Consider the following 12,314-nt stretch of genomic DNA (forward strand, 5'->3'; position numbering starts at 1 on the left):
ATCGGACTGCTCGCTTGGTGGCATGTCTCTAAAACTTGAACAAGATGTGAGGATCAAGCCGTGGACTTGGGCCTGAAGGGTCGAAAAGCAATTGTATGTGCTTCCAGCAAGGGACTCGGACGGGCATGCGCGGAGGCGCTCGCCGAAGCCGGTTGCGATCTGGTTCTCAATGGACGCAACGAAGAAACTCTCGCCACAACCGCGGAAGCAATTCGCAAAACATTTGGCGTGAAAGTCGATGCTGTCGTTGCCGACGTGTCCACCGCTGAAGGGCAAGCCAAACTGCTTGCCGCCTGCCCTGCACCCGACATTCTCGTGAATAATAACGGCGGTCCAGCCTTCAAGGATTTCCGCCTGCTCGACCGCGACGCGATCCTGCAGGGTGTGACACAGAATATGGTCACCCCCATAGAATTGATCAAAGCTGTTATCGACGGAATGGTCGAGCGCCGTTTCGGCCGTATCGTCAATATCACATCGACGTCGGTTTACGCCCCCATTCCCGGGCTTGATCTCTCATCTGGCGCCCGCGCCGGTCTGACTGCATTTCTGGCTGGCGTCGCCCGCACGGTTGCAGCCTCCAATGTGACGATCAACAACATCCTTCCCGGGGCCTTTGACACGGATCGCCTTCGCAATGGCTTTGCATTCTCAGCCCAGAAGAACGGCACGACAGCGGATGCGGAAGCTGCAAAGCGCGCATCAGCAATTCCCGCCGGAAGAATCGGGCAGCCAAAGGAATTTGGTCAGGCCTGTGCCTTCCTATGTTCGGAACATTCCGGGTTCATTACCGGGCAGAATCTCGTTATCGATGGCGGCGCCTATCAGAGTGCGTTTTAACAGCATCAAATAATAGATCTGCAAAATTGGAAAAACTCATTCTCGAAAACGGGCCTACTGAGATTTGAGCCGATAGACTAAGAACAATGACGGCCCAGAGTGCGGAAGTCGTGTACGGAAACTGTATGCGGATACCGCACCCTCCACGTGCAAACGAGCTTTTGCCCTGCACGAAAGATTTTGGAAAGCGATGCGACCATGACCAAGAAAACACCTTTCACTTCCCGTTCGGATTTCGATGAAGCAGCTCTGTTCTTCCACCGTTATCCGAAGCCCGGAAAGCTGGAAATTCAGGCGACAAAGCCACTTGGCAACCAACGAGATCTGGCGTTAGCTTATTCTCCCGGCGTAGCCGCTCCCTGCCTCGCAATCCACGAAGACCCGGCAACTGCCGCCGAATACACCGCTCGCGGCAATCTCGTTGCCGTCGTGTCAAACGGCACTGCGGTTCTCGGCCTTGGTAACATTGGTGCGCTTGCTTCCAAACCGGTCATGGAAGGTAAAGCTGTCCTTTTCAAAAAATTCGCCGACATCGACGTGTTCGACATTGAAATCGACGCGCACGAAATCGGTCGCATCGTTGATGTTGTTGCCGCTTTAGAGCCGACTTTCGGCGGCATCAACCTTGAAGACATCAAGGCACCGGAGTGCTTCGAAGTTGAAGAACAGCTTCGCGCGAAAATGAACATTCCGGTTTTCCACGACGACCAGCACGGCACAGCGATCATCGTTGCTTCGGCGGTGTTGAACGGTTTGGAACTTGCCGGCAAGAAAATCGGGGACGCCAAGATCGTTACATCGGGCGCTGGCGCTGCTGCCCTTGCCTGCCTCAATCTTCTCGTCAATCTCGGCGCGAAACGCGAAAACATCTGGGTCTGTGATCTCGAAGGCGTTGTCTACGAAGGCCGTAACACGCTGATGGATCGTTGGAAGGAAGTTTACGCCCAGAAGACTGACGCGCGCGTTCTGGCCGATGTCATCGGTGGTGCTGACGTCTTCCTCGGCCTGTCGGCTGCTGGCGTGCTGAAGCCTGAACTTCTGAAACAGATGGCCGAAAAGCCACTCATCATGGCCCTTGCCAATCCGAAGCCGGAAATCATGCCGGAAGAGGCTCGTGCGGCCCGCGCCGACGCCATGATCTGCACCGGACGTTCGGATTATCCGAACCAGGTCAACAACGTTCTCTGCTTCCCCTATATCTTCCGCGGCGCACTCGATGTCGGTGCGACTGCAATTAACGAAGAAATGAAGTTGGCGGCTGTTCGCGCAATTGCCGCTCTTGCCCGCGAAGAGCCTTCGGATGTCGCAGCACGCGCTTATTCCGGCGACACACCCACTTTCGGACCAGACTACATCATTCCATCGCCATTCGATCAGCGCCTGATTCTGCGTATCGCCCCGGCAGTGGCCAAAGCGGCCATGGAAACAGGCGTGGCGACACGCCCGATCGAAGACATGGAAGCCTATCTCGATCGTCTGAACCGCTTCGTCTTCCGCTCCGGCCTCATCATGAAGCCGGTTTTTGCTGCCGCCCGCGCCCAGGAAAAACCAAAGCGCGTCATTTATGCAGATGGTGAAGATGAACGCGTGCTCCGCGCTGCTCAGGTAGTCATTGAAGAGCGTATCGCAGCTCCGATTCTCGTCGGACGCCCGCAGGTTATCGAAACACGCTTGCGCCGCTACGGCCTCAAGATTCGTCCGGGAACGGATTTCGAACTCATCAATCCGGAAGACGATCCGCGCTATCGCGACTATGTAGACCTTTATCTGTCCTACACCGGCAGGCAGGGCGTCACACCGGAAGCTGCACGCACCATCGTCCGCACGAACTCGACCGCAATTGCCGCTCTCGCGGTTATGCGCGACGAAGCAGACGCCATGATCTGCGGTCTTGAAGGTCGCTTCGAACGCCACCTCCGTGTCGTACGGCAGATTATCGGCAAGGTTCCCGGTATCCGAGACTATTCCGCCTTGAGCCTGCTCATCTCGCAGCGTGGCGCCCTCTTCCTCACAGACACTTATGTCAACGTCGAACCGGGCGCGAACGAGATCGCCGAAATGGCAATTCTTGCCGCAAAGGAAATCAGCCGCTTCGGTATTGAGCCAAAGGCTGCCCTAGTATCCCATTCGAATTTCGGGTCGAAAGAATCAGCCAGCGCCGAAAAGATGCGTGAAGCAGCGGCAATTCTTGCCGAGAAGGCGCCTGAGCTGGAATCCGATGGCGAAATGCACGGCGACTCTGCTCTCTCTCAGGCTCTGCGCGATCGTGTGTTCCCGAATTCGCGCCTGAAGGGCGAAGCCAATCTTCTTGTCTTCCCCAACCTTGACGCTGCAAACATCACGCTGAACGTAGTCAAGATGGTTACAGATGCGCTGCACGTGGGTCCAATCCTGCTCGGCGCGGCACGTCCGGCACATATTCTGACGCCATCCGTCACCTCGCGTGGCGTCGTCAATATGACAGCACTGGCAGTTGTTGAAGCCTTGCAAAAATCAGGAGAGACTCTTCGCAAGAAGAAGTAATTTAACAACAACTAAGTTAGATAATTATAACATAAGTTTAAATAACGGCGAGTATATTTAAATATACTCGCCGTTAGTATTTAATTTACTATATTTTTTAAACATGATATCGCCAGCATCGTTATCGAGGTTATCATGTCTTTTATTTCAATTAATTCTAATAGATCGCTGACTTACTCAGTAGTCTTGATATTTTCGGGAATATTGGCTGGCTGTACAACTATACGCCCTCCAGAATTATGCACGCCTGCCGAGCAGATACAGCTTAAGAAGCAACTTCGCGTCACCCAGTCACTCCTTGATCGCAAGGAAGCAGAGCTTTCTCAGATGAGAAAGACCTCGGCTCAGAATCGTTGCGTCGGGATCCTGTTTACACCTGCTGTCAAATCCGCGCAGTGCACGAAATTGCTGACCAGAACAGATCATCTGGTAACCGAAACACAGACTTTGCGCGAACGCGTCAATGAGCTGAATATGGCGCTTGCCGGACGTCCGTCTCCGTCCAAACATGTCAAATTGTGCAAGGCCTCCTGGGTGGTGTCCCCTAAGAAACCTCAGTCGAAAACTGTCCACGTACCACAGCGGAAGTCCAGAGGCATCGCCAAGCCGAGCGCCGAGATGGCCAACTCAATTGCATTGCCTGCCTATGAAACTCCCGCTCCTGTCGAAACAGAGAAAGTGGATTACACGTCGTCTGCAACGGTGCAGACCTCGAATACCACACCAGCCTATGTTGCACCTGTCGCAACGACACCGCCTGTGGAACGCCCCTATACGGCAAACGCAAAAGTCAGGGTCGTCGGGTCAGGGTTCTTTCCGGACCAATCAACACCAGCAAGTCAGCCAACTCCGGCCCATGCGCCTGCCCCGTAAGCGCCAGTCGCAAGGGCATGAAAAGGTTCTTGCCCTTGCGCCCAGTTGCAGCCTTCACTGCTTCGGTCCAGACTTTCCATGTCTGATGATCCCAGGGAGTTGGTGGCAAAAGGGCAAAAGCCTCTTCCAGGAAAACACGATCCTCTTCTGATAGGTCCGGCGTTTCTGGCAGATCACCGTCAACGATAGACCACCAATGTACCGCATCCTTGAAGCGGTCGAGATTTCCTCGCACCGCCTGCCAAAACGGCTCAGCCTTCTCGCCGCAAATGCCCATGGCAGCCAGACGTGGCTGGGCTTCTGAAAACGGCATCTCGTGCAGCAGGGCACGATTGAGCGTGTCCAGTTCCGCAGGATCGAACTTTGCCGATGACTTCGATATGGATGCCAGATCGAAACGTCCGGCGAGACTTTCCATATTGGGTGCCGCCGAAACATTTTCCGAGGTGCCGATCAAAATCGCCAACGAGGCCACTGCCATCGGTTCGAACCCGGCGTCGCGCAGCGATCCGACAGACAGTGCGCCGGTTCGCTTTGAAAGCCCCTCGCCCGAAATTGTCGTCAGTAGATTGTGGTGCCCAAAAACCGGAGCCTTGGCCCCCAGTGCCTCGAAAATAGCAATCTGCACACCGGTGTTGGTTACGTGGTCGTCACCGCGAATGATGTGCGTGACACCGAGATCAATATCATCCACCACCGACGGCAAGGTATAAAGATAAGTGCCGTCTTCACGCACCAGCACAGGATCGGACATAGAGGCCAGATCGACAGTCTGCGGGCCCCGAACAAGGTCATCCCAATGAACCTCCGTGCGCTGCGTATCAAACGGATCAGCTTCGAAATTCGGCAGCAGGAAACGCCAGTGCGGCTTGCGCCCTTCAGCTTCAAACGCAGCTTTCTCATCGTCAGTGAGTTTTAAACCTTCGCGGCCATATACCGGCGGCAGACGACGTGCGAGGCGCAGTTTGCGGCGACGCTCCAATTCATCAGCCGTTTCATAGCAAGCATAAAGCAAACCAGCCTGTTTGAGCTTCTCTACCGCCTTGCCATAAACATCAAAACGCTTCGACTGATATTCGACGCGATCAGGTTTGACACCGAGCCAGTCAAGATCGACTGCGATTGCCTGTGCGTATTCTTCTTTGGAGCGTTCAACATCGGTGTCGTCATAGCGCAGAATGAACTTGCCGCCATTCTTCTGTGCGAAAAGCCAGTTTGAAAGCGCTGTGCGCGTATTACCAATATGGATATAGCCCGTCGGCGACGGAGCAAAACGAACGGTTGCGGTCATCTTATTGTCTTTCAGCGGTCGCGGAAGCGGTTCGTTATAGGGTAGCGGCGATCGCGTCCGAAATTCTTCTTGGTAATTTTAACACCGGGCGCCGATTGTCGGCGCTTGTATTCAGCCAGATAGAGCAAATGTTCGATCCGTTGAACGGTTTCGAGCGGATGCCCGCGTTTAGCAATCTCGGTGTTGCTCATTTCGTTTTCGACAAGGCATTCAAGAATATCGTCCAGAACCGGATAAGGTGGCAGACTATCCTGATCCGTCTGGTTTTCACGCAGTTCAGCAGACGGCGCCTTGGAGATGATGTTGTGCGGGATCACCTCACCCGATGGTCCGAGTGCGCCGTTCGGAACATGACTGTTGCGCCATTCCGACATCGCATAGACCTGCATCTTGTAGACGTCTTTGATCGGATTGAACCCGCCATTCATGTCGCCATAAAGCGTCGCATAGCCTACCGACATTTCAGACTTGTTGCCGGTGGTGACAACCATCGAACCGAACTTGTTTGAAACAGCCATCAGAATGGTGCCGCGTGCGCGGCTTTGCAGGTTTTCTTCGGTAACGCCGCTCTCGGTGCCTTCAAACAGCGGATGCAGCGCTTCAAGAAAGCCTTCAACTGGCGCAGAGATCGGAACAATATCGTACCGAACACCGAGCGCTTTTGCACAATCGGCTGCGTCTTTCAGAGATTCATCGGATGTATAGCGGTAAGGCAGCATGATGCAGCGCACGCGATCCTTACCCAATGCATCGACGCCGAGAGCCGCGCAGATTGCCGAATCGATACCGCCCGAAAGCCCGAGCACCACATCCTTGAAACCGTTCTTGTTCACATAATCCCGCAAGCCCAGCATGCAGGCGGAATAATCAGCTTCAAGCCCTTCAGGAAGATTAGCCTTTTCGCCTTCGTCACAGCGCCAGCCGTCATTCTCTCTGCGCCAAACGGTCAGCGTGATCTGCTCCTCAAACTGAGGCATTTGCAGACAGAGCGACCGGTCAGTGTTGAATGCAAACGATCCACCATCGAAAACCAGTTCATCCTGTCCGCCAACCTGATTGGCATAGACCATCGGTAACTCGGTTTCGATCACCTGCTTCAGGACAACCTGATGGCGCCGGTCCATCTTCGCACGATGATAAGGCGAACCATTCGGTACAAGCAAAATCTCTGCGCCGCTCTCAGCCAGCGTTTCCGCCACACCGAGTTCGCCCCAAATATCTTCACAGATTGGAATCCCTATGCGAACACCACGGAAATTGACTGGCCCAGGCATTGGGCCTGCCTGAAATACGCGCTTCTCGTCAAACTCGCCATAGTTGGGCAGATCGACCTTGAACCGTTCGGCAATGATCTCGCCGCCATCCAGAACCGCGATAGAGTTGTGCAGACCGCTTTCACGGCTAAGCGGCGTGCCGATAATGACGCCTGGTCCGCCGTCGGCAGTGTCGCTCGCCAGCGCACGAACAGCCTTTTCACACGCAGCAAGAAAAGATGGTTTCAGAACCAGATCTTCCGGCGGATAGCCGGAGATGAACAATTCTGTAAACAAAATGAGATCGGCCTTCATCCTGGCCGCCTCAGCGCGTGCCGCGCGTGCCTTGGTCAGATTTCCGGCGATATCGCCCATGATGGGATTAAGCTGCGCAACGGCAATACGGAGCATGGCAAGATTCTCATGAGAGGCTAACATGCCCAAGCTTTAGCGCGCTTGGGCAAGCAAATGCAACGGATGCAATCAACAGACTACTCTGTTTGTCAGGCCAAATAGGTATTGGCGAGGATATAGCCCCAGATCGCGACGACGAACACAATGGAAATCAGAACAGCAAGAGAACCGCAGTCCTTCGCAATCTGAATTTCCTTGTGAAAATCCCGCGAGACGGCATCACACGTTGCCTCGATACCAGTGTTCAACACTTCCACGAGGATGAGAAACAAGATCGAGCCAGTCATGAAGAGGAAAGCGAGCCATGTCGGCGCAAGGAAAAAAGCCACCGGCAGAGACAGAAGAAACAGCACAAGCTCCTGTTGGACGGCCTTTTCATGTCCTGCGAGGTACTTCAGTGCTCGCATGGAATTAAGAAAGGCCAGGAAAATGCGCTGCATCATTACCCTCAATCAAATTGGTTACAGCTTGGCCCGAAAATCAGAGCCAATTTTCTGAAAGCATAAAGCGTCCTTTATGCATCCATTCAGACACATGCCGCTCCAAGGCAATCAATAGGTGAGTTTCCCCGAAATGCAACAGGGCGGAGATCGAAACCTCCGCCCTGCAAGCTCTAGAATGTTGGAAACCGGTCAGGCACTCGCAACCTGTTTGTCCGCACCGGCATCGCGCTCCTTCTTGAGGAGTTCGGCCAGCAAAAACGCGAGTTCCAGTGCCTGATCGGCGTTGAGACGTGGATCGCAATGCGTGTGGTAACGATCGTGCAGATCTTCTGCCGAGATCGCACGCGCGCCGCCCGTGCATTCCGTCACATTCTTGCCGGTCATTTCGACATGGATACCACCCGGATGCGATCCTTCAGCGCGATGGATCGCGAAGAAGGACTCCACTTCCTTGAGGATACGGTCGAACGGACGCGTCTTGTAGCCACCGGCAGTGATCGTATTGCCGTGCATAGGATCGCATGACCATACGACCTTGCGACCTTCCTTCTCGACAGCACGGATAAGCTGCGGCAGATGATCACCAACCTTGTCGTAGCCAAAGCGCGCAATCAACGTCAGGCGCCCTGCTTCGTTTTCCGGATTCAGAAGATCGATAAGGCGGATGAGATCATCCGGCTGCAGCGACGGCCCACACTTGAGACCGAGCGGATTCTTGATTCCACGGCAGTATTCGATATGCGCATGGTCAGCCTGACGTGTGCGATCACCGATCCAGATCATGTGGCCGGACGTGCCGTACCAATCGCCGGACGTCGAGTCCACACGAGTCAGCGCTTCTTCAAAGCCAAGAAGCAGCGCTTCATGGCTGGTGTAGAAATCGGTTTCACGCAGCGAATGATTGCTGTCAGCCGTGATCCCGATTGCACGCATGAAGTTCATGGTCTCGGAAATACGCTGCGCCAAAGCTGCATAGCGCTCTGCCTGCGGGCTCTTGCCGACAAAGCCGAGCATCCACTGGTGAACGTTCTCCAGATTAGCGTAACCGCCCTGGGCGAATGCCCGCAGCAGGTTAAGCGTAGCCGCCGACTGGCGATATGCCATGTCCTGACGCTGCGGATCCGGAATGCGCGATGCCGCGTCGAACTCGATACCGTTGATGATGTCACCACGGTAGGACGGCAGTTCCACACCATTCAGCGTTTCCATGTCCGATGAACGTGGTTTGGCAAACTGACCGGCGATACGACCGACCTTCACGACGGGCTTCGACGCACCGAATGTGAGTACAACGGCCATCTGAAGAAAGACGCGGAAAAAGTCGCGGATGTTATCCGCGCCATGTTCAGCAAAACTTTCAGCACAATCGCCGCCCTGGAGCAGAAATGCCTTGCCTTCCGCCACTTCAGCCAGTTGCTGCTTGAGCTTGCGTGCTTCACCTGCAAAAACCAGCGGCGGATAGGTGCGAAGACGAGCCTCAACGTCGTTCAGAGCCTGTGCGTCTGGATAAAACGGCACTTGCTTGATCGGTTTGTTTCTCCAGGAATGCGGGGTCCAGTTCTTCGTCATTTGAGCACCTGTTTGCTTCTATCCGCTCGATTTCTCTCGGATTATATCCTCCTTACACGAATGCCGGAATCCCTTAACGGACAGCTCGCATCTGACAAAGATGACAGTCTGCCCCGGAAAACCGGCCTGCGTGGTCGCGCTGATATAATGCAGGCCGAGACTTTATGCCAGCAATAATCGTTAACCGGAGAAACCGGTCGCGAAAGAGTTAGTCGTCGACTTTCTCACCATTCACGACGCGATAGGTCGGCTTGTACATGGTGACCAGTTCTTCGGCCGCAGTCGGATGAACCGCCATCGTGCGATCGAAATCATCCTTGGTCGCACCAGCCTTGAGGGAAATACCCAGAAGCTGAGCCATTTCACCGGCATCTGGCCCCATGATATGCGCCCCGACCACCCTGCGGCTCGCGGCATCAACGATGAGCTTCATCAGCATTTTTTCATTGCGGCCGGAAAGCGTGTTCTTCATAGAGCGGAACAGCGCTCGGTAAACCTCAAGTTCCGGATACTTCTTCGCAGCCTCATCTTCCGGCAAACCGACCGTGCCAATTTCTGGCTGAGAGAACACCGCCGTCGCAATCAATTCATGGTCGGGCTTCGTCGGATTGTCCTTGAACGCCGTTTCGAGAAAGCACATGGCTTCGTGAATTGCCACCGGCGTCAGCTGGACGCGGTTCGTAACATCACCGACGGCCCAGATATTCGCGACATTGGTACGCGAATAATCATCGACCGGAATTGCGCCAAGCTCATCCATCTTGACGCCAGCTCTCTCTAGCCCAAGACCCGTCGTGTTGGCCTTGCGCCCGATCGCCATCATTGCCTGACCGACTTCCAATGTATCGCCATTGTTCAACACGATTTTCAGATTACCGTCGGACTGCTTCTCGATTTTCTCGAAAACCGCTTCGCAAATGATACGGATACCTTTTGCTTCCATGGTTTCATGCAAAAGATGGCGCAAGTCCGGGTCGAAACGGGAGAGGATTTCCTTGCCTCGATACACGAGTGTCGTTTCGACGCCAAGGCCGTGGAATATGTTCGCGAACTCAACAGCGATATATCCGCCACCCGCAATGGCAATCGCTTTCGGCAGCTCAGCGAGATGAAACGCTTCGTTGGAGCTGATGCAATATTCATGTCCGTGCATGGATTCGGGCATGCTCGGATGACCGCCGGTCGCAATCAATATCTGGTCTGCAGTAACGCGACGACCGTCTGCCTTCAGCTCGACAGTATGTTCATCGATCAATTCGGCGCGGCTGGCAAAAATTTCGACATCGGAATTCTGGAGGCCCTTGGTGTAGAGCCCTTCAAGCCGGGCAATTTCTTTGTCCTTGGCATCGATCAGCTTTTTCCAGTCAAACGTCGATGTGCCGACATCCCAACCATAGCCGGCTGCATCCTCGAAATGCTCAGGAAACTGCGAAGCATAGACGAAGAGTTTCTTCGGTACGCAGCCACGAATAACGCAGGTTCCGCCCATGCGATATTCTTCTGCAAGACCGACCTTTTTGCCCATGGCCCCAGCGAGACGCGCTGCCCGAACACCGCCAGAACCACCGCCGATAACAAAAAGATCATAGTCGAAGCCGGTCATGGGATTCTCCAGTAAACATTAGGTTGGCTGTTATGTAAGCAAAAGAAAAAGCCCGGCCAAGGGACCGGGCTTCCAAATTCCTCGTTACCGCAAAAATTACTGCTGCGCAGGCTGTGCCGGAGCTGCAGCAGCGCCAGCCTGTGCCGCCAGAACCTCAGCTACGCCGGTCGCCAGATCACGAGCGATGCCATTCTGCCAGATATTTGCTGCTTTCACGACTTCACGCGTCACAATCGGGCCTTCGGACAGAAGCTTCTTGCCTGCAGGCGACGTATAGAATGCTGCTATGGCTTTGAGTTCGTCTTCGGAAAACGCTTTTGCATAGGCGCGAGCGGATTCGGTTTCGAGATCAGCACGGCGGGAAGCAAGAGCGAGAGCCTTGTCATCGACAGTCTTCGTGATCAGGGCTTCCAGATTCGGATCTTTCTGGATCAGTTCACCCTTGAGGGAGCGCGCTGCGTTCGGCAGAATTTCGTCGAACTGCTCAGTAGCACTAATCGCAGAAATAGCGGCACGGGCAGCTTCCAGATGAGCTTCAGTGATTTCCTGTGCCGAAGCTGCATGAATGCCCGACATCAGTACGAGCGCGGAAAACGGTGCAATCAGACGGCGAAAGCCAGTTGCCGGGATCATAAGGTCAGTACTCCGTTCAATCAGTTCAAGACCGGTTCATGGTGCGGATGCCGTCGTTGCCGGCAACCACTGCCGCACGCGCCAGTCCGATGAAAAGTCCGTGCTCGACAACGCCTGGAATTGCGAAGAGAGCGTCAGATAGTGTCTTTGGATCGGGAATGCGGCCAAAAGATGCATCCACGATATAATGCCCACCATCTGTTACGAAGGGTGAGCCATCTTTTAAACGCAGTGCCAGTGGGCCTGCAAGACCACACTTCGCAGCTGCCTCTTCAATCGCGTGCATGGTAGCACCGAGACCGAAGCGATTGACTTCTATAGGCAGTGGAAAACGCCCAAGCGCCTCAACTACCTTTGAGCTGTCGGCAATAACGATCATTGCGTCAGATGCCGCAGCCACGATCTTTTCACGAAGAAGCGCTCCACCGCCGCCCTTGATGAGCGAAAGGTTGGTATCGACTTCATCGGCACCATCCACGGTAAGATCGAGATGAGGCGTTTCATCGAGCGTCGTAAGCGGAACCCCGAGTTCCTCGCAAAGTTTTGCGGTGCGTTCGGAAGTAGGCACTCCAATGATCTTGAAGCCGTTGCTTACCTTGTCGGCAAGCAGGCGCACGAATTCCTCGGCTGTCGAACCAGTACCAATCCCCAGACGCATTCCGTCCTTGACGTGCGTGAGCGCTTCTGCGGCGGCTGCGATTTTCAGCTTGCGAGCTTCGTCCATACTTGAATTCCCGATATTCCCCTGCGGATTCTCATTGTGGTCCGGTTCGCCTCTAGCATGCGGACGCGGCACAACAAAGCGCCTATTCGAACTATGACGCAGAATTTCGGTTTTTAGAGCGCATCCCGATCGCGAGGTTGAGCCGAAG

The 12,314-nt window shown here is 54.4% G+C and carries 9 protein-coding genes; 2 read left to right on the forward strand and 7 right to left on the reverse strand.

The genetic code is table 11. The features are described from left to right. Positions 1 to 60: 60 nt before the first annotated feature. Both AC1RHM_RS01645 and AC1RHM_RS01650 read left to right on the forward strand, forming a co-directional pair. Positions 61 to 840: an SDR family oxidoreductase gene (locus AC1RHM_RS01645; protein ID WP_010660047.1), complete on the forward strand. Its 780-nt coding sequence runs from the start codon at positions 61 to 63 to the stop codon at positions 838 to 840. 198 nt (positions 841 to 1,038) lie between these two features. After that, positions 1,039 to 3,363 (forward strand): NADP-dependent malic enzyme, encoded by a 2,325-nt coding sequence (locus tag AC1RHM_RS01650; protein ID WP_010660046.1) that lies wholly within the window; start codon positions 1,039 to 1,041, stop codon positions 3,361 to 3,363. 790 nt (positions 3,364 to 4,153) lie between these two features. Here AC1RHM_RS01650 and gltX read toward each other — a convergent pair. From gltX to rpiA, 7 genes are all read right to left on the reverse strand, one after another. After that, positions 4,154 to 5,527: a glutamate--tRNA ligase gene (gltX, locus tag AC1RHM_RS01655; protein ID WP_010660044.1), complete on the reverse strand. Its 1,374-nt coding sequence runs from the start codon at positions 5,525 to 5,527 to the stop codon at positions 4,154 to 4,156. A gap of 11 nt (positions 5,528 to 5,538) precedes the next feature. Beyond that, positions 5,539 to 7,218, reverse strand: a complete 1,680-nt coding sequence (locus AC1RHM_RS01660) for an NAD+ synthase (RefSeq protein WP_010660043.1) — start codon at positions 7,216 to 7,218, stop codon at positions 5,539 to 5,541. Positions 7,219 to 7,283: 65 nt separating this feature from the next. Beyond that, positions 7,284 to 7,634: a diacylglycerol kinase gene (locus AC1RHM_RS01665; RefSeq protein WP_010660042.1), complete on the reverse strand. Its 351-nt coding sequence runs from the start codon at positions 7,632 to 7,634 to the stop codon at positions 7,284 to 7,286. Between the two features lie 192 nt (positions 7,635 to 7,826). Further along, positions 7,827 to 9,206, reverse strand: a complete 1,380-nt coding sequence (locus AC1RHM_RS01670) for a class II 3-deoxy-7-phosphoheptulonate synthase (RefSeq protein WP_010660041.1) — start codon at positions 9,204 to 9,206, stop codon at positions 7,827 to 7,829. A 208-nt stretch (positions 9,207 to 9,414) separates the two neighbouring features. Then, positions 9,415 to 10,809, reverse strand: a complete 1,395-nt coding sequence (gene gor, locus AC1RHM_RS01675; RefSeq protein WP_010660040.1) for a glutathione-disulfide reductase — start codon at positions 10,807 to 10,809, stop codon at positions 9,415 to 9,417. Between the two features lie 96 nt (positions 10,810 to 10,905). Further along, positions 10,906 to 11,442, reverse strand: a complete 537-nt coding sequence (locus tag AC1RHM_RS01680; protein WP_010660039.1) for a DUF2059 domain-containing protein — start codon at positions 11,440 to 11,442, stop codon at positions 10,906 to 10,908. 25 nt (positions 11,443 to 11,467) lie between these two features. Then, entirely contained in the window at positions 11,468 to 12,166 is a 699-nt protein-coding gene (gene rpiA, locus AC1RHM_RS01685) for a ribose-5-phosphate isomerase RpiA (protein ID WP_010660038.1), read from the reverse strand. Positions 12,167 to 12,314 lie beyond the last annotated feature (148 nt).

Source organism: Brucella sp. GW823-FHT04E01 (assembly GCF_058796175.1).